The sequence below is a fragment of the Nonomuraea sp. NPDC023979 genome (genome assembly GCF_040639085.1).
GTDB classification, from domain to species: Bacteria; Actinomycetota; Actinomycetes; order Streptosporangiales; family Streptosporangiaceae; genus Nonomuraea; species Nonomuraea ceibae.
Genome location: NZ_JBEZZG010000031.1, coordinates 72,669 through 88,032, shown reverse-complemented (window position 1 = coordinate 88,032; position 15,364 = coordinate 72,669). Strand labels below are relative to the sequence as shown.

General features: G+C 70.7%; 19 protein-coding genes and 1 riboswitch. Of the genes, 12 read left to right on the top strand and 7 right to left on the bottom strand.

Going from position 1 to position 15,364, the window contains the following annotated elements; translation table 11 throughout:
- Positions 1 to 44: 44 nt before the first annotated feature.
- From AB0G11_RS38030 to AB0G11_RS38020, 3 genes are read left to right on the top strand one after another with little or no spacing between them, the layout of a single operon-like run.
- The gene (locus tag AB0G11_RS38030) at positions 45 to 347 is read left to right on the top strand and encodes a DUF3263 domain-containing protein (protein WP_219506231.1); all 303 of its coding nucleotides are present in this window, start codon (positions 45 to 47) and stop codon (positions 345 to 347) included.
- A gap of 39 nt (positions 348 to 386) precedes the next feature.
- On the top strand, positions 387 to 1,160 hold the full coding sequence (otsB, locus tag AB0G11_RS38025; RefSeq protein ID WP_357591494.1) for a trehalose-phosphatase: 774 nt from the start codon (positions 387 to 389) through the stop codon (positions 1,158 to 1,160).
- Between the two features lie 35 nt (positions 1,161 to 1,195).
- A complete protein-coding gene (locus AB0G11_RS38020; protein WP_357591492.1) occupies positions 1,196 to 1,780 on the top strand; it encodes a hypothetical protein in 585 nt (194 codons plus the stop codon).
- A 4-nt stretch (positions 1,781 to 1,784) separates the two neighbouring features.
- Here the strand turns inward: AB0G11_RS38020 and AB0G11_RS38015 are convergent, their stop codons facing one another.
- Positions 1,785 to 3,209 carry a trehalose-6-phosphate synthase gene (locus tag AB0G11_RS38015; protein ID WP_219506239.1) on the bottom strand — a complete coding sequence of 475 codons (1,425 nt, stop codon included), beginning with the start codon at positions 3,207 to 3,209 and terminating at the stop codon, positions 1,785 to 1,787.
- 66 nt (positions 3,210 to 3,275) lie between these two features.
- Between AB0G11_RS38015 and AB0G11_RS38010 the strand changes: the two genes are divergently transcribed.
- From AB0G11_RS38010 to AB0G11_RS37985, 6 genes are all read left to right on the top strand, one after another.
- Entirely contained in the window at positions 3,276 to 3,830 is a 555-nt protein-coding gene (locus tag AB0G11_RS38010) for an RNA polymerase sigma factor (protein WP_219506241.1), read from the top strand.
- Positions 3,831 to 3,915: 85 nt separating this feature from the next.
- Positions 3,916 to 4,056, top strand: a riboswitch (SAM riboswitch).
- Between the two features lie 13 nt (positions 4,057 to 4,069).
- Entirely contained in the window at positions 4,070 to 5,299 is a 1,230-nt protein-coding gene (gene thrC / locus AB0G11_RS38005) for a threonine synthase (protein ID WP_219506243.1), read from the top strand.
- A 24-nt stretch (positions 5,300 to 5,323) separates the two neighbouring features.
- Positions 5,324 to 5,599 carry a MoaD/ThiS family protein gene (locus AB0G11_RS38000; protein ID WP_043633550.1) on the top strand — a complete coding sequence of 92 codons (276 nt, stop codon included), beginning with the start codon at positions 5,324 to 5,326 and terminating at the stop codon, positions 5,597 to 5,599.
- Positions 5,600 to 5,846: 247 nt separating this feature from the next.
- Positions 5,847 to 6,047: a cold-shock protein gene (locus tag AB0G11_RS37995; protein ID WP_090947280.1), complete on the top strand. Its 201-nt coding sequence runs from the start codon at positions 5,847 to 5,849 to the stop codon at positions 6,045 to 6,047.
- A 294-nt stretch (positions 6,048 to 6,341) separates the two neighbouring features.
- Positions 6,342 to 7,970: a chaperonin GroEL gene (gene groL, locus AB0G11_RS37990; RefSeq protein WP_219506245.1), complete on the top strand. Its 1,629-nt coding sequence runs from the start codon at positions 6,342 to 6,344 to the stop codon at positions 7,968 to 7,970.
- A gap of 187 nt (positions 7,971 to 8,157) precedes the next feature.
- Positions 8,158 to 8,592 carry a nuclear transport factor 2 family protein gene (locus AB0G11_RS37985; RefSeq protein ID WP_357591490.1) on the top strand — a complete coding sequence of 145 codons (435 nt, stop codon included), beginning with the start codon at positions 8,158 to 8,160 and terminating at the stop codon, positions 8,590 to 8,592.
- A gap of 28 nt (positions 8,593 to 8,620) precedes the next feature.
- Here AB0G11_RS37985 and AB0G11_RS37980 read toward each other — a convergent pair whose 3' ends face one another.
- Both AB0G11_RS37980 and AB0G11_RS37975 read right to left on the bottom strand, forming a co-directional pair.
- Positions 8,621 to 9,301, bottom strand: a complete 681-nt coding sequence (locus tag AB0G11_RS37980; protein WP_357591488.1) for an NAD(P)-dependent oxidoreductase — start codon at positions 9,299 to 9,301, stop codon at positions 8,621 to 8,623.
- Positions 9,226 to 9,519, bottom strand: coding sequence for an NAD(P)-binding domain-containing protein (locus AB0G11_RS37975; protein ID WP_357591487.1), 294 nt, complete (start codon positions 9,517 to 9,519; stop codon positions 9,226 to 9,228). The genes AB0G11_RS37980 and AB0G11_RS37975 overlap by 76 nt, the downstream gene beginning before the upstream one ends.
- A gap of 58 nt (positions 9,520 to 9,577) precedes the next feature.
- On the opposite strand from AB0G11_RS37975, the gene AB0G11_RS37970 reads away from it, so the two are divergent.
- Positions 9,578 to 9,979, top strand: a complete 402-nt coding sequence (locus AB0G11_RS37970; RefSeq protein ID WP_219506250.1) for a MerR family transcriptional regulator — start codon at positions 9,578 to 9,580, stop codon at positions 9,977 to 9,979.
- Positions 9,980 to 9,986: 7 nt separating this feature from the next.
- Here the strand turns inward: AB0G11_RS37970 and AB0G11_RS37965 are convergent, their stop codons facing one another.
- Positions 9,987 to 10,337: a DoxX family protein gene (locus AB0G11_RS37965; RefSeq protein ID WP_357591485.1), complete on the bottom strand. Its 351-nt coding sequence runs from the start codon at positions 10,335 to 10,337 to the stop codon at positions 9,987 to 9,989.
- 91 nt (positions 10,338 to 10,428) lie between these two features.
- Between AB0G11_RS37965 and AB0G11_RS37960 the strand changes: the two genes are divergently transcribed.
- Positions 10,429 to 11,331 carry a LysR family transcriptional regulator gene (locus AB0G11_RS37960; protein WP_357591483.1) on the top strand — a complete coding sequence of 301 codons (903 nt, stop codon included), beginning with the start codon at positions 10,429 to 10,431 and terminating at the stop codon, positions 11,329 to 11,331.
- Positions 11,332 to 11,681: 350 nt separating this feature from the next.
- On the opposite strand, the gene AB0G11_RS37955 is transcribed toward AB0G11_RS37960, so the two are convergent.
- The 3 genes from AB0G11_RS37955 to AB0G11_RS37945 all read right to left on the bottom strand — a co-directional run bounded on the left by AB0G11_RS37955 (position 11,682) and on the right by AB0G11_RS37945 (position 14,764).
- Positions 11,682 to 12,110 (bottom strand): GNAT family N-acetyltransferase, encoded by a 429-nt coding sequence (locus AB0G11_RS37955; RefSeq protein WP_357591481.1) that lies wholly within the window; start codon positions 12,108 to 12,110, stop codon positions 11,682 to 11,684.
- Positions 12,111 to 12,153: 43 nt separating this feature from the next.
- Positions 12,154 to 12,684 (bottom strand): YbhB/YbcL family Raf kinase inhibitor-like protein, encoded by a 531-nt coding sequence (locus AB0G11_RS37950; RefSeq protein WP_219506258.1) that lies wholly within the window; start codon positions 12,682 to 12,684, stop codon positions 12,154 to 12,156.
- Positions 12,685 to 12,763: 79 nt separating this feature from the next.
- Positions 12,764 to 14,764, bottom strand: coding sequence for an AAA family ATPase (locus AB0G11_RS37945; protein ID WP_357591479.1), 2,001 nt, complete (start codon positions 14,762 to 14,764; stop codon positions 12,764 to 12,766).
- Positions 14,765 to 14,888: 124 nt separating this feature from the next.
- Here AB0G11_RS37945 and AB0G11_RS37940 point away from each other — a divergent pair, with 124 nt between their 5' ends.
- A complete protein-coding gene (locus tag AB0G11_RS37940; RefSeq protein ID WP_219506262.1) occupies positions 14,889 to 15,227 on the top strand; it encodes a hypothetical protein in 339 nt (112 codons plus the stop codon).
- The last annotated feature ends 137 nt before the right edge of the window (positions 15,228 to 15,364 follow it).

Sequence of the window (15,364 nt, the reverse complement as noted above, 5' to 3'; positions counted from 1 at the left end):
TGCGCGCGACGTGATCGTCACGCGCTCATCCCGAGGAGGAGACCATGGACACTGCACCGGTCAGCGGTGACAGTGCTGCCCAGGAACCCGTTCGACAGCCCCTCACCGACCGCGAACTCGAGCTCCTCGCCTTCGAACGCCACTGGTGGCGCTACGCGGGCGCCAAGGAGCAGGCCATCAAGGAGACCTTCGGGTTCTCCGCCACCCGCTACTACCAGTTGCTCGGCGAGCTCATCGACCGGCCGGAGGCGCTGGAGCAGGACCCGATGCTGGTCAAGCGCCTGCGCAGGCTGCGTGCCACGCGACAGCGCGAGCGCGCGGCCAGACGGCTTGGCATGCGCCCCTGACCTGTTGGGTACGGCAGGCGCGTGGAGAACATCCCTGGAATGGAAGCGATACTGAAGGATCCGGCGGGCGCCGTGATCGGGCTCGACTTCGACGGCACCCTCTCGCCGATCGTGCCCGACCCCGCGGCCGCCCGGATCCACCCCGAGGCCGCCGCCGTTCTCGCCGAGCTGGGCCGCCACGTCAAGGCGATCACCATCGTGACCGGCCGGCCGGTGGCCACCGCCCTGCGGCTCGGCCCCGGGCTGGCCGACGTGCCCGGCCTGGTGGTGCTCGGCCACTACGGGTTCGAGCGCTGGGAGCAGGGTGAGATCACCGGGCCGCCGCCCCCGCCCGGGGTGCCGAGGGCCGAGGCCGAGCTGCCGTTCGTGCTCGACGCGCTCGGCCTGACGGCGGGCGTCGCCGTCGAGGACAAGGGCCGCGCCGTCGCCGTGCACACCCGCCGCGCCTCCGACCCCGAAGGGACGCTGGCCAAGCTGCGCGAGCCGATGGCCAAGCTGGCCGAGAAGCACGGGCTGGTCGTCGAGCCGGGCAGGCTGGTGCTGGAGCTGCGCCCGCCCGGCATGGACAAGGGCCAGGCGCTCAGCCTGTTCCTGGCCGAGCGGGAGGCGCGGTCGGTGCTGTTCGCGGGCGACGACCTCGGCGACCTGGCCGCGTTCGAGGCGGTCAGGGGAGCCGGCGTGCCCGGCGTGACCGTCTGCAGCGGCTCGGCCGAGGTGACGGCGCTGGCCGAACGGGCCGACATCGTCGTGGACGGGCCTGACGGCGTGGTCGCCCTGCTCAAGGAGTTGACGTCGGCTTTCAGCCGTTCATGAGTGGCTTGCAAGTCGGCTCGGCTACCGTCGGGATCATGCTCAAGCGCTCACTGGCCGTAACCGCCGTCGCCGCCTCCGCCCTCCTCCTGGTCCCCGCCGCCGCCGCGAACGCGGCGCCCGCCCAGCAGCTGAAGCTGCGCGGCGGCCTGACCCTCTATGTGCCGATCAAGTGGAAGGTGTACGGCGGCGGCACCGACTACGTGCACGTCGTGACCGGGAAGTGCGCCCACCCCGGCGGCGGCTTCTTCACCCCCGACTGCAAGGGCTTCTGGATCTTCGGTCCGAAGGCCATCAAGAGCGGCGCCGAGGGCTTCGGGCCCTACAACGCCCAGCGGGGCGGCTACTACCCGGCCTCCGACGTGCAGCGCTGCCCGGCCGACGGGCGGCTACTGCGCGGCGAGCGCATCGGCAGGCACGTCAAGGGCCTGCGCCAGGTCGGGCCCGGCCACAAGGCCCACTACCACGAGTTCACCACCCGCTGCCGGACCCACTCGGGCAAGAGCACCAGGACCAGGTTCACCACCCGCGAGTGGTATCTGCCTGCCACGAAGGTGCTGGTCGTCGACGAGTGGAAGACGCCGGGCCTGACCGACACGCTGCGCAACGCCGACTGGCGGTGACCCGTCAGCCCAGCGCGTCGAGCTGGGCTGCCAGCCAGCGCTGCGGCGGCAGGGCCGTGGCCGCCGCCTCCAGCCGGGCCCGGCGGCGCGTCCGCTCCTCCTCGGGCATCACCAGCGCCCGGTGCAGCGCGCCGGCCGTGCCGCTGACGTCGTAGGGGTTGACCAGCAGCGCGTCGGCGCCCAGCTCGGTTGCCGCGCCCGCCTCCCGCGACAGCACCAGCGCGCAGCGCGGCGACAGCACCGGGCCCTCCTTGGCCACCAGGTTCATGCCGTCGCGGATCGGGTTGACCAGCAGCACGTCGGCCATCCTGTAGGCGGCCAGCGAGCGCGGGTAGTCGTCGTTGACGTTGAGGATCAGCGGGTCCCAGTCCTCGGTGGCGTAGGCGTCCTCGATCTCCTGCGCGCAGCGCTGCACCGAGGCGGTGTACTCGCGGTATTCGGGCAGGTCGTGGCGGCTCGGGTAGGCGAACGCCAGGTGCACCACCCGGCCGTGCCACTCCGGATGCGCGTCCAGGAACTCGCGGTAGGCGAGCAGGCCGCGCACGATGTTCTTCGACAGCTCCGTGCGGTCGATGCGGACGATCAGCTTGCGGTCGCCGACCTGCTCGCGCAGCGCGGCCATGTGCGACTCGACGTCGGGCTCGCCGGCCCGCGCCCACAGCGCCTTGCCGTCGACGCCCAGCCCGTGGACGCCGATCCGGGTGACGCGCCCCTCGTGCGTGACCGTACGGGCCGCGCCGTCGACCTCGGCGCCGAGCAGGGCCGCGCAGCAGTCCATGAACGCCTCCGCCCACCGCCCGGTGAGGAACCCGGCGTGATCGGCGCCCAGGATGCCCTCCAGGACCTCGCGGGCCACCTCGTCGGGCAACAGCGAGAAGTATTCGGGCGGCGCCCACGGCGTGTGGCTGAAGTGCGCGATGCGCAGGTCGGGCCGCTCGGCCCGGAGCATCGCCGGGGTCAGCGTCAGGTGGTAGTCCTGCACCATCACCCGCGCCCCGTGGCCCGCCTCCTCGGCCAGCGCCAGCGCGAACGCGCCGTTGTAGTCGCGGTAGGACTCCCAGTCGCGCTGGAACCTGGTGCCGAACACCGGCGCGTTGGGGATGTCGTAGAGCAGATGGTTGACGAACCAGAGCGTCGAGTTGGCGATCGAGTTGTAGGCGCGGTGGAAGGTGGCCGGCGCGATGTCGAGCATCCGCAGCGCCCCGGTGTCGTAGCCCGCCTGGTCGAGCCGGCCGCCGGGGGCCTGCCGCACCGCGCTGCGGTCGCCGTCGGACAGCGCCGCGCATACCCACAGCACGCCCGCGTCCCGGGCGACTCCGGACAAGCCGGACACCAGGCCGCCGCCGCCGCGTCTCATCGTCAGCTCGCCGTCGTCGGAGACGGTGAACGAGACCGGGCCTCTGTTGGAGGCGAGCAGGACGCTGTTCATCGACGCTCCCAGGAGTTACGACGAGGAGATGTCACGGAGGTGTCTCCCGACCTTAGGATCCCAGCTATGGCGCTAGATGAGGCAACCGAAGAACTCGCCCGCTCGGCCGCCGTAGGAGATCATCGCGCACTCGGCGAGCTCCTGCGCCGGATCGAGCCGGACGTGCTGCGGCACTGCGCCCGCATCCTGCCCTACCACCAGGACGCGGAGGAGGCGGCCCAGGACACCCTGCTGGCCGTCGCCCGCAACATCGGGCGGTTCGAGGGGCGCGCCAGGTTCAGCACGTGGCTGCACATCGTGACCGCCAACTGCGCGCGGACCACGTACCGGTCGCTGAAGCGCAGGGCGGCGGAGCAGAGCTCCGACGAGCTGCCCATGCAGAAGCCCGACGTGCGGCGGGTCAGCGTGATCGCCGGGTCGCGGCTCGACCTGCTCGACGCGATGGAGGCGCTGGAGGCCGACAAGCCCGACCTGGCGCAGGCCCTGGTGCTGCGCGACATCGTCCAGCTCGACTACAGCGAGGTGGCCGAGCAGCTCAACATCCCGCTCGGCACGGCCAAGTCGCGCATCCACCAGGCCCGCAAATACGTGCAGGCGGCGCTCGGCGAGGACTATCGGTGAGACCGGTTGTCTCGCGGAGTGAGACGACTGGTCAGTTCACGGCTCGGATTGGGTAGAGTCCGAGTCAGCAACTCCAACTGAATATTGCTCATCCAGAGGGGTGGAGGGACCGGCCCTGCGAAGCCCCGGCAACCCTCCCGGCTTGTGACTCGCGACCTGCGAGGCCGACCGGGACAGGGTGCCAATTCCGGTCCGTGGTCAGGGTGGCCGCGGACGAAGATGAGGGAAGGCCTCGCTTCATGTCGCTCGACTTCGGTCCCGCCGTCGCTCTCTCCTGCCGCGAGTGCGGCACCCGCTACCCGCTGGGCCCCAGCTTCGCCTGCCTGGAGTGTTTCGGGCCGCTCGAGGCGGCCTACTCCTTCGGGAACGTGACCCGCGCCGACATCGAGTCGGGCCCGGCCAACATCTGGCGCTACCGCTCGCTGCTGCCGGTGCCGGTCGACGTCGCGTCCAAGCCCAACATGAACCCCGGCTGGACCAAGCTCGTCAAGGCGGGCAACCTGGGCCGGGCGCTGGGCATCAAGTCCCTGTACGTCAAGGACGACTCGGGCAACCCCACCCACTCCTTCAAGGACCGGGTGGTGGCCATCGCCGTCGAGGCGGCCCGCAACTTCGGCTTCCACACGCTGTCGTGCTCCTCCACCGGCAACCTGGCCGGCGCGGTGACGGCCGCCGCCGCCAGGGCCGGCCTGGAGGCCTGCGTGTTCATCCCCGCCGACCTGGAGCAGGCGAAGATCGCCATGGCCCGGGTGTTCGGCGGCAAGCTGATCGGCATCGACGGCACCTACGACGAGGTCAACCGGTTCTGCTCGGAGCTCATCGGCGACCCGCTGGGCGACAAGTGGGGATTCGTCAACGTCAACCTGCGGCCCTACTACGCCGAGGGCTCCAAGACGCTCGCCTACGAGATCGCCGAGCAGCTCGGCTGGAAGCTGCCCGAGCAGATCGTCATCCCGATCGCCTCCGGCTCCCAGCTCACCAAGATCGACAAGGGCTTCAAGGAGCTCATCCAGCTCGGCCTGGTCGAGGACAGCCCGTACAAGGTGTTCGGGGCGCAGGCGCTCGGCTGCTCGCCGGTCTCGGCCGCCTACAAGGCCGGCCACGACGTCGTCCAGCCGGTCAAGCCCGACACCATCGCCAAGTCGCTGGCCATCGGCAACCCCGCCGACGGCCCCTACGTGCTCGACATCGCGCGCCGCACCGGCGGGGCGGTGGAGGACGTCACGGACGCCGAGATCGTCGCCGCGATCAAACTGCTGGCCTCGACCGAGGGCATCTTCGCCGAGACGGCCGGCGGTGTGACCGTCGGCGTGCTGAAGAAGCTCGTCGAGACCGGCCAGCTCGACCCCGAGGCCGAAACCGTGGTGCTCAACACTGGTGACGGGCTCAAGACGCTCGACGCGGTCACCGACGTCACCCCCACGGCCGTGATCCGGCCCTCTCTCGACGCGTTCCGCGCGACTGTCTGACAACCAGGAAAGGCGAGATTTACCATGAGCGTTTCTGTGCGGATTCCCACCATCCTGCGCACCTACACCGGCGGTAACGCGGAGGTGAGTGGAGAGGGCGCGACGCTGCGTGACGTGCTTGCCAAGCTCGACTCCGACTACCCGGGCATCGGCGCGCGCATTCTTGATGAATCGGGCAAGATTCGTCGTTTTGTCAACGTTTACGTTGGCGAAGAGGATGTCCGTTTCGCCGAGGGGCTCGACACTCCCGCCCCTGAGGGCACTCAGATCTCCATCATCCCGGCGGTCGCTGGCGGCTGAGAACCCCCCGATCTCCAGAACGACCCTCTAGAAGGCGCCCCATGCGGGCGCCTTCTCTTTTGTGAAATACAAGGTTGAACCAGTTAGCGTGAGGTGAAATACCCGATTTGCCGATTGACTCTGTTGCCAAACGCCTTCCCACAGGTATGGTCGAGTGCGATCGTACGGCTGATATCCATTAGTCAGGCGATTGTGGGTCTCGCGGAGGAATGGGCGGGATCTATGAGCCCAGTAAGAGGAGTCGGAAGTGGCGCAGGGCACCGTCAAGTGGTTCAACGCGGACAAGGGCTACGGCTTCATCGCGGTAGACGGTGGTAAGGATGTATTCGTCCATTACTCGGCAATCTTGATGGACGGGTATCGGTCTCTCGAGCAGGGCCAACGGGTCGAGTTCGAGATCACGCAGGGCCAGAAGGGACCGCAGGCGGAGTCCGTCCGCTCGGTCTGACGTGGTGAGCACGGGCGGCTCGCACGTCAGCGCAGTACGTGCGAACCGCCACCTCTCGTCCCCTCACGTACGGCGGGCTCACGGGCCCGCCGTACCGACGTGACCTGGGGCGGGGTGCTGTCGGCTTGCACTCGACCGGGTAGAGTGCTAAACAATTCGTTGGCACTCTCTGTCGCAGAGTGCCAACCCTGGGATCGAGACGATGGGGTCCGCCGAAGGAGCTGCGGGCCCACATGCCGTCGCGGGCGTCGGCTCGATCGCAGCAGCCACCCTGTGTCTGGGAGGTCTAGCCTTATGGCAGCCAAGATGATCGCGTTTGACGAGGACGCCCGGCGCGGTCTCGAGCGCGGTATGAACCAGCTCGCCGACGCCGTCAAGGTGACCCTGGGGCCCAAGGGCCGCAACGTCGTGCTGGAGAAGAAGTGGGGCGCCCCCACGATCACCAACGACGGTGTCTCCATCGCCAAGGAGATCGAGCTCGAGGACCCGTGGGAGAAGATCGGCGCCGAGCTGGTCAAGGAAGTCGCCAAGAAGACCGACGACGTCGCGGGCGACGGCACCACCACCGCCACCGTGCTCGCCCAGGCGCTCGTCCGTGAGGGCCTGCGCAACGTGGCCGCCGGCGCCAACCCGATGGCCCTGAAGAAGGGCATCGAGGCGGCCGTGGAGCGGGTCAGCGAGGAGCTGTCCAAGCTGGCCAAGGACGTGGAGACCAAGGAGCAGATCGCCTCCACCGCCTCCATCTCCGCCGCCGACCCCGAGATCGGCTCGCTCATCGCCGAGGCGATGGACAAGGTCGGCAAGGAAGGCGTCATCACCGTCGAGGAGAGCAACACCTTCGGCCTCGAGCTCGAGCTCACCGAGGGCATGCGCTTCGACAAGGGCATGACGTCGATGTACTTCGTGACGGACTCCGACCGTATGGAGGCCGTGCTCGAGGACCCGTACATCCTCATCGTCAACTCGAAGGTCTCGGCCAACAAGGACCTGCTGCCCCTGCTCGACAAGGTCGTGCAGTCCGGCAAGCCGCTCCTCATCATCGCCGAGGACATCGAGGGCGAGGCCCTGGCCACCCTCGTGGTCAACAAGATCCGCGGCCTGTTCCGCTCCGTGGCCGTCAAGGCCCCGGGCTTCGGTGACCGCCGCAAGGCCATGCTCGGCGACATCGCCATCCTCACCGGTGGCCAGGTCATCGCCGAGGAGGTCGGTCTCAAGCTCGAGAACGCCACCCTCGACCTGCTCGGCCGCGCCCGCAAGGTCGTCGTCACCAAGGACGAGACCACGATCGTCGACGGCGCCGGTGACGCCGACGCGATCAGCGGCCGCGTGAACGAGATCCGCGCCGAGATCGAGCGCACGGACTCCGACTACGACCGCGAGAAGCTCCAGGAGCGCCTGGCCAAGCTCGCCGGTGGCGTCGCCGTCATCAAGGCGGGCGCGGCCACCGAGGTCGAGCTCAAGGAGCGCAAGCACCGCATCGAGGACGCCGTGCGCAACGCCAAGGCGGCCGTCGAGGAGGGCATCGTCCCCGGTGGTGGCGTGGCGCTGCTGCAGGCCGGCGCCAAGGCCTTCGACAAGCTGGAGCTGACCGGCGACGAGGCCACCGGTGCCGCGATCGTCCGCAAGGCCCTGGAGGAGCCGCTCAAGCAGATCGCGGTCAACGCCGGCCTCGAGGGCGGCGTCGTGGTCGAGCGCGTGCGCAACCTCACCCCGGGTGAGGGCCTCAACGCGGCCACCGGCGAGTACGTCAACATGTTCGAGTCGGGCATCCTCGACCCGGCCAAGGTGACGCGCTCGGCGCTGCAGAACGCCGCCTCCATCGCGGCGCTCTTCCTCACCACCGAGGCCGTCATCGCCGAGAAGCCCGAGAAGACCCCGGCCGCTCCCGCTGGCATGCCCGGCGGCGGCGACATGGACTTCTAGGTCCGATCGCGTTCCACGTGGCGATAGCGTCAGCCCGGTCCGGATTTCCGGCTCGGGCTGATGTGTTTATCGGAGCCGTCCCTAAATAGGGGCGGCTTCTTCTCTTGTGCGCGACAAACAGGTCTGATCCACGCCAGCCAGGTTCCGGTCCGGGTGGAACTCTGGGGCAATGAGCGCTTGGGCAGTCATGGAGAAGTTTTACGCCGCCGAGGCCGCGTACGTCGCCGCCGGCGGATTCGGCAAGGCGTCGTACGACGACGTCGCCGTACACCTCGACCCTGAAGTGGTGCTGCACCAGGCGCCGGGATTGCCTTTCACCGGAACGGGAACCTGGCGCGGGCATGACGGGATGGAACGCTTTCTCGCCGCCTTCAGCGAGGTGTGGGAGTCGATGGAATTCCTGGAGCAGGAGCATTGGGGCGACGACAGCACGGTGGTCGTCCGCAACCGGGTCCGCTTCCGCGCCCGCGCCACAGGGCGGGACGTCGACGCCCTGATCATGCAGCTGATCACCGTACGGGACGGGCGCATGCTCGAATGCCGGCCCTTCTACTGGGACCCCCAGGCCATCGCCGACGCCTGCCCTCCGCCTGTGGGGAGCCGTCGTCACCCTGCGGTCTGAGAGGCGGCGCGGGGACCGGGGACCGCCCTCACGCCTGCTTGAAGATCTCGAACATGGCGAAGTAGTTCTCGCTCCCGTGCCCCTCCGCGATCGCCCGTTCGGCGAGCTCCTTCATCAACCGGGGCTGCTCGGAATGGACGCCCTGTTCGGCGCTGGTCCGGAGGATGTGCTCCAGCGCGTTGAAGTTCATCTGCAGCGTCCCCAGATCCCCCGGATACGCCCCTTCGTCCAGGCTCGGCGCCTGCTGGGCGAGCCAGGCGGGGTTGAGCACCGCGGGCATGAACCAGCCCAGCGCGAGCTCGGAGAACTCGGCCGCCGGCACCCCCGCCGAGCCGACCAGCGCGGCGGCGTGCAGGAACCCGTTCACGGTCGCGTACATCATCTCCAGCATGGCGGTGTTGAACAGGACGGCCAGGCCGGGGTCGGCGCCGAGGTGGCGGGGGTCGCCCAGGAGCGCCAGCGTCTCCCGGTGGCGGTCGAAGACGTCCTGCGGCCCGGCGTACAGGAAGACCGACCCGGGCTCGCCGACGAGCGGCGGGGGCACCATGATCGCGCCGTCGAGGTAGCCGACGCCGCGCCTGGCCGCCCAGTCCGCCGTGTCGCGAGCTTCAGCGGGCGTCCCGGAGGTGAGGTTCACCAGCGTGCGGCCCTGGAAGGCGGCACCGGCGGCGTCGAGGACGCGGTGCGTGGTCGGGTAGTCGTTGGGCACAGGATCGTGACGGGGCTGGCGGCGACGGCCTCGGCGACGGTGGCCGCGCGGCGCGCCCCCTTGGCGGCGAGGGCGTCGGCCTTGCCGGGGGTGCGGTTCCAGACCGTCAGGGTCAGGCCCTTGCCGAGAAGCGTCTCCGCCAGGACCAAGCCCATGGGGCCCAGGCCGACGACGGTGACCGCGGTGCTGTTCTGTCCGGATGGATGCTGTTCTGTCATACACATAGGCTGGACTCTCACATCGGCGTGAGAGTCAACTCGAAGTGGCGGTCGTCACATGCGGATCGGAGAACTGTCGCGGCTCACGGGCGCCAGTGTGCGCTCGTTGCGTTACTACGAGGAACAGGGCCTGCTCCGGCCGTTGCGCCGGCCCAGCGGCTATCGGGAGTATCGCGAGGAGGACGCCGCCACGGTGCGGGGCATCCGGCTCCTGCTCGCCGCCGGGCTCAGCACCACGACGATCGGCGAGGTGCTCCCGTGCATGGTCGACGACGGCGAGATGCTGGCGCCGGCCTGTGGCGGGATGATCCCCGACCTGCTGCGCGAGCGTGAGCGGCTCAGCGCCGCCGCGGCCGACCTCCTTGCCGCCCGTGACCGGCTGGACGCCATCCTCGCGACCACCTCGGCGCTCGATCCCGTGGACCCGTCGGAGTGCGAAGCGATCGCACCGGCCACCTGACCGGGCGTCACCCGGCGGCCCCCAGCACGAGGGACGCGACGGCGAACGCGAGGAAGACCCCCGGGAAGCCGATGTTCCCGAACACCCGTTGCCGGACATGTAGGGCCACCGCCCCCACGAAGAACAGCACGAGCCCCAGAGCGGCGGCGCCCCCCACGAACGGCACCCCCACCAGCCCGAGGAGCAGTCCCACGGCCCCGGCCGCCTTGAGCAGGCCCAGCAGCGGTATCCAGGACGGCGAGATGCCGACAGCCGCGGCGTTGGCCAGGACGGTCTCGGCGCGGGCGAAGTCGGCGACGGCGGCCCAGAGGTTGATCACGATCGTGACCACCGTGACGACCACATAGGCGACGTACATTGCCTTTCCCCCTTTCCTCCTTTCCTCCCGCATCCCAGCCTTGTCCCGCGCCCCCACCGGCGTCCAATACCTGCGTCTATAACCTGGGGGCATGGATGTGGACACGAGGTTGCTGCGCTACTTCGTCGCCGTGGCGGAGGAAGGCAGCCTCACCCGGGCCTCAGCTCGCCTGTACGTGTCGCAGCCGGCGCTGACCAAGCAGATCAAGCAGCTCGAAGCGCTGCTCGGCGCCGAGTTGTTCCATCGTTCCCGGGCCGGGATGTCCCTGACCGAGGCGGGCCTGGCGCTGGCGGAGCGGACGCCCGCCCTGCTGGCCGACTGGGACGTGGCGCTGCGGCGCACCAGGCAGGCGGCCGGCCGGGCGGCCCGCGTGCTGCGGGTGGGCTTCCTGGCCAGCGCCGCCAACGAGGCCACCCAGCGCATCGTGGCGGAGTTCGCCCGTGCCAGGCCGGGCTGGCGGGCCGACCTGCGCCAGGCCGCCTGGTCGAACCCGACGGCCGGGCTCGCCACGGGGGACGTCGACGTCGCCCTGCTGCGCCTGCCGTTCCCCGGCCAGGACGCGCTGCGCGTGGAAGTGCTCTTCTCCGAGCCCCGCTGGGTGGCGCTGCCCTCGGCCCATCCGCTGGCTGCCCGCGACGTGATCGCCTTCGAGGAGCTGTGGGACGAGCCGTTCGTGGCGGCTCCGGTGGAAACGGGCCCGTGGCGGGACTACTGGCTGGCGGCGGACGAGCGCGACGGCCACCCGGTGCGCGTCGGCGCCGTCACGGACCAGCCCGACGACTGGCTCAGCGCCATCGCCAACGGCTACGGCGTCGCCCTGGCCCCGGAGTCCGCCGCCCGCTTCTACGCCCGCCCAGGCGTCACGTACCGCCCCGTCAGCGGCGTCAGCCCCACCCGCGTGGGCGTCGCCTGGACCCCGGCCGACGACGCCAACCCCGTCGTCCAGGACTTCGTCCGCTGCTGCCTGGCGGTCAGGCGAAGCGACTGCGGATGACCGTCCACACCGGCCATGTCCGTGGGAGGGTGGACAAGAGCCGGCGCCTTCGCCAGATCAGCGCCTTCCCTCTCGGGCGGCTGCTTCGGTGGTCGCGTGCAAGGCCCTGGGACTGCCTGCTCCGCATGTGGCGGGGCATCGCTGGGACGTCCCGATTCGGCCGGCGTTCTGGTGGTTGCGGTAAGTACGTAACGCTCGGGGGTGCAGGGGGCCGGAGGCCCCTTGCCGGGGGTGCGGGGGCTTGCCCCCGTTTGGACGCGGCCCGAGCCGCCGGCGCGCGAAGCGCGTGGGTCGAGGACCTTGGGGGTGGGGGCCGGAGACCCTGCGGGGCGGTCCGGGCGGTGGGGCGGTCAGGGCAGGGGCTTGACCCAGCGGGACCACTCTGGCTGGGGTGAGTAGCCGGCGGCGGACCAGGCCGGGTGGGCGAGGGTGTTGTCGTGCAGCACCATGGCGTCGGCCCGGAAGGCGCCGAAGGCGGTGAAGCGGCGTTCGGCGGCGGCGAGCAGCGCGGTGGCGATGCCCTTGCGGCGGTGGGCCGGGTGGACGGCGAGGCGGTACAGGTGTGCCCGCCAGCCGTCCCAGCCGGCGATGAGGGTGCCCGCGAGCGCGCCGTCGAGCTCGGCGATCAGCAGCGCCTCCGGGTCGCGTTCGAGCAGGGCGGTGACCTTGTCGGGGGAGTCGCGGCGGTCGGTGCCTTCGGCGGCGTGGAGCCAGAAGTCCAGGACGGGCTCCACGTCGCCCGGGCCGCCGAACCGGATGTCCACCCCGAGGTCTCTCATGGTTCGCGAACTTATCAAATGGCCGCGAACCGATCAGAGCCGGTCAGACGCCGTAATGGGCGATGATGTGGCCGCGCGCCAGGGTGTTGGCGGTGATGTTGAAGCCGACCGCGGCGGGGGAGGTGTCGCTGTCGACGCCGAGGCTGTCGACCGACAGCGCGTGCACGGTGAAGACGTAGCGGTGCGGGTCGCCGGGCGGGGGCGCGGCGCCGCCGTACTCCTTGGTGTTGTAGTCGTTGCGGGCGTGGACGGCGCCCTGCGGCAGGCCCTTGAACTCGGGGCCGGTGCCGGCGCCGGTGGGCAGCTCGGTCACCGAGGCGGGGATGTCGAACAGCACCCAGTGCCAGAACCCGCTGCCGGTGGGGGCGTCGGGGTCGAAGCAGGTGACGGCGTAGCTCCTGGTGCCGTCGGGGGCGCCGGACCAGCGCAGGGCGGGGGACAGGTTCTGGCCCGTCATGCCCCAGTCGTTGAAGACGTGGAGGTCGTTCAGCCGGTCGCCGTCGGTGATGTCGTCGCTCTGCACGACGAGCGCCGGGGCGGACGGCAGGTGTTCGTGTGGCAGCGGTGCCGGCACGGTTTCCTCCTAGGGGTGATGGCTTTTCCCCGTCATCCTAGGAGCGATCGGCGCCGCTGCCACTGCCCCGCGCGCCGTGTCAGCCGGTGAGCTGGGCGGGCAGGGGTTTGGCGTGCAGGACGGTCAGGGACGTCACGGCACGGGTGAGCACCACGTACAGGCGGGCGAGCCCGCGGGGCTCGGCGTCGACGATGTCGGCGGGCTCGACCACGATCACGTGGTCGTACTCCAGGCCCTTGGCCAGCGTCGCCGGGACGATCAGCAGGCGGTGCTCGTCGGCCGCGTCGGGGTCGAGGACGGCGTGGGCGACGCCGTCGAGCGCGGCGGACGCGGACGCCACCTGCGCGTCGGGGACGATGACGCCGATCGAGCCCTCCTTGGCCAGGGTTTCGGTCACGGCCTGGCGGAGCTCGCCGCCGGGCCGTACCGAGAGTGAGCCGGCGCCGGGGCGCAGGGAGCGGGGGGCGGCCAGGCCGGGGGCGATGGAGGGGAGCAGGCGGGCGGCGTAGTCGAGGACCTCGCGCGGCACGCGGAAGCCGAGCGTCAGCTCGGTGACCTCGCCGGTGTCCTGGCCGAGGTGGCGCAGCACGTCCTCCCAGGAGCTGGTGGACCACGGGGTGGTGCCCTGGGCGAGGTCGCCGAGCACGGTGGCGGAGCCGTTGCGGCAGCGCCGGCCGAGCGCGCGGAGCTGCATCTGCGACAGGTCCTGGGCCTCGTCGACCACCAGGTGGCCGAGTGAGGGCGTGCGTTCGACGAGGTCGGCGAGCTCGTCGAGGAGCGCGGCGTCGGCCGCGGACCATTTCGCGGACTTCCAGCTCCGGTACGGTTTCCGCCAAAGGATCATCTGCTGCTCGTCGGGCGACAAATCGGATTTGGCGGCCTTGGCGAGGAACTCCGCGTCCGACAGCAGCCGATACAGCACCTGCTCCGGCGTCAGCTTCGGCCACACCGCGTCGACGAGCTGCTTGACCGGCTTCGACCGGGCCACCGCGTCCTGCACCCGGTCGTCGGGCGACTCGCCGCGCTGCTCCATCCGTACGAGCACCAGGTGCGCCAGCCGCTGGGCCAGCGCCGCCCGGCCGGGACCGTAGCGGGTGGTGCCGCGCAGCGAGGCGACGATCTCGCGCACCTCGTAGTCGGCCACCCGGTGCCGGTAGGCGCCCTTGGTGAACACCAGGCCCTCTTCGGGCTTGACGATGTGCAGCCACAGGGCGCGTTCGAGGACGGCGGCCATGCGGGCGTCGCCCTTGACGGCGGCGACCAGGGGGTCCTCGGCGGCGGCGTGCTCGCCGAGCAGCCCGGCCACCGTCGTCTGGTCGACCTTGACCTCGCCGAGCGCGGGGAGCACGGAGGAGATGTAGGACAGGAAGGCGCGGTTCGGCCCGACGATCATCACACCGGACCTGGCGAGCCGCTCGCGGTGGGTGAACAGCAGGTAGGCGGCCCGGTGCAGGCCGACCGCGGTCTTCCCGGTGCCGGGGGCGCCCTGCACGCACACGGTCTGGGCGAGCGCGGCGCGGACGATCTCGTCCTGGTCGGGCTGGATCGTGGCCACGATGTCGCGCATCGGGCCGGTGCGGGGGCGTTCGATCTCCTCGGTGAGGATCCTGGAGGGGCCGATGTCGCCGCCCTGGCCGAGCGGCTCGTCCTCGAACGCGGTCAGCGCCCCGCCGTGATAACCGAAGCGGCGCCGCAGCACGACGCCCATCGGGTCGGCCGGGCTCGCCTGGTAGAAGGCCCGCGACACCGGGGCCCGCCAGTCGATCACCAGGGGCCGGCTGCCGCCGTCGTGGACGTGGCGGCGGCCGACGTAGATGGTGGGCGGCAGGTCGTCGTCGGCGCCCCGGTCGAGGCGGCCGAAGAACAGCGGTGTGTCGGGGTGGTCGGCCAGCGCGGCGACCCGCTGGTCGAGCAGCGACTGGAGGATCTGCTGCGACACCCAGTCGCCGGCGGCGTCGGCCGACAGCGACTGCGCGTGGGCGCGCATGGCCTTCAGCGCGGCGCGGGACTCGGCCAGGTGGGCCTGTTCGGCCGCGAGCACGTCGGAGGGTATGTCGGGAGCCAGTTGGTCTGTGGGCATGCGAAAGCGCCTCCCGGTGGTGGTCGGAGGTGGTGGTAACAGGCAGCGAATCCGCCAGTTTAGTGGCCGTGCCGGTGGGCCTCAAAAGCATTTAGCCGGGCGCGCGAGGGGGTAGGAAACCGGCGTGGCGCGCGTCCGGCTCGGCATCTCGCCGATCATTCCCACCGTCGCGAGCTTCCTGCTGGCGGCGCTGTGGGGGCTGTCGGTGTTCGCGGGCTGGGGGCTGCAGGCGTTCTGCTCGGGGACCGAGCTCGCCGCCGACTGCTCGCGCCGGCTCGCCGGGGTGTCCGCGGTGTCGGGGCTGTTCGCCGTCGCCGCCGCGGGCTGCACGCTGGCGGCCTGGCTGGCCGGAGCGGCCCGGCGCGACCCGCGGCTGTTCGGCAGGCTGATGGGAGCGGGGGCCGCGGCGTGGATCGCGGCCGAAGGAGTGCTGTTCCTCGGCGGCCTGCTGCTCCGCACCTAGCTGTAACGAAGCTGGGAAATACCGAAAAATCCGGGCATACCAGGTGCGTTTGTCGGATCATCAGGGTATGTCGCTGCCGGACTGGCAGCGCCGATGAGAGGACGCAGTGAGGGGGGTGGTTCGATTGTCGACGGCCC

Excerpts from the sequence above, each read along its gene's own strand:
- AB0G11_RS37955 (WP_357591481.1), bottom strand. The coding sequence starts at position 12,110 with ATGAGAGACCTCGGGGTGGACATCCGGTTCGGCGGCCCGGGCGACGTG.
- AB0G11_RS38030 (WP_219506231.1), top strand. The coding sequence starts at position 45 with ATGGACACTGCACCGGTCAGCGGTGACAGTGCTGCCCAGGAACCCGTT.
- AB0G11_RS37985 (WP_357591490.1), top strand. The coding sequence starts at position 8,158 with ATGGAGAAGTTTTACGCCGCCGAGGCCGCGTACGTCGCCGCCGGCGGA.
- AB0G11_RS37970 (WP_219506250.1), top strand. The coding sequence starts at position 9,578 with ATGCGGATCGGAGAACTGTCGCGGCTCACGGGCGCCAGTGTGCGCTCG.
- AB0G11_RS37965 (WP_357591485.1), bottom strand. The coding sequence starts at position 10,337 with ATGTACGTCGCCTATGTGGTCGTCACGGTGGTCACGATCGTGATCAAC.
- AB0G11_RS37960 (WP_357591483.1), top strand. The coding sequence starts at position 10,429 with ATGGATGTGGACACGAGGTTGCTGCGCTACTTCGTCGCCGTGGCGGAG.
- AB0G11_RS38020 (WP_357591492.1), top strand. The coding sequence starts at position 1,196 with ATGCTCAAGCGCTCACTGGCCGTAACCGCCGTCGCCGCCTCCGCCCTC.
- AB0G11_RS37975 (WP_357591487.1), bottom strand. The coding sequence starts at position 9,519 with ATGACAGAACAGCATCCATCCGGACAGAACAGCACCGCGGTCACCGTC.
- AB0G11_RS37945 (WP_357591479.1), bottom strand. The coding sequence starts at position 14,764 with ATGCCCACAGACCAACTGGCTCCCGACATACCCTCCGACGTGCTCGCG.
- groL (WP_219506245.1), top strand. The coding sequence starts at position 6,342 with ATGGCAGCCAAGATGATCGCGTTTGACGAGGACGCCCGGCGCGGTCTC.
- otsB (WP_357591494.1), top strand. The coding sequence starts at position 387 with ATGGAAGCGATACTGAAGGATCCGGCGGGCGCCGTGATCGGGCTCGAC.
- AB0G11_RS38015 (WP_219506239.1), bottom strand. The coding sequence starts at position 3,209 with ATGAACAGCGTCCTGCTCGCCTCCAACAGAGGCCCGGTCTCGTTCACC.
- AB0G11_RS38010 (WP_219506241.1), top strand. The coding sequence starts at position 3,276 with ATGGCGCTAGATGAGGCAACCGAAGAACTCGCCCGCTCGGCCGCCGTA.
- AB0G11_RS38000 (WP_043633550.1), top strand. The coding sequence starts at position 5,324 with ATGAGCGTTTCTGTGCGGATTCCCACCATCCTGCGCACCTACACCGGC.
- thrC (WP_219506243.1), top strand. The coding sequence starts at position 4,070 with ATGTCGCTCGACTTCGGTCCCGCCGTCGCTCTCTCCTGCCGCGAGTGC.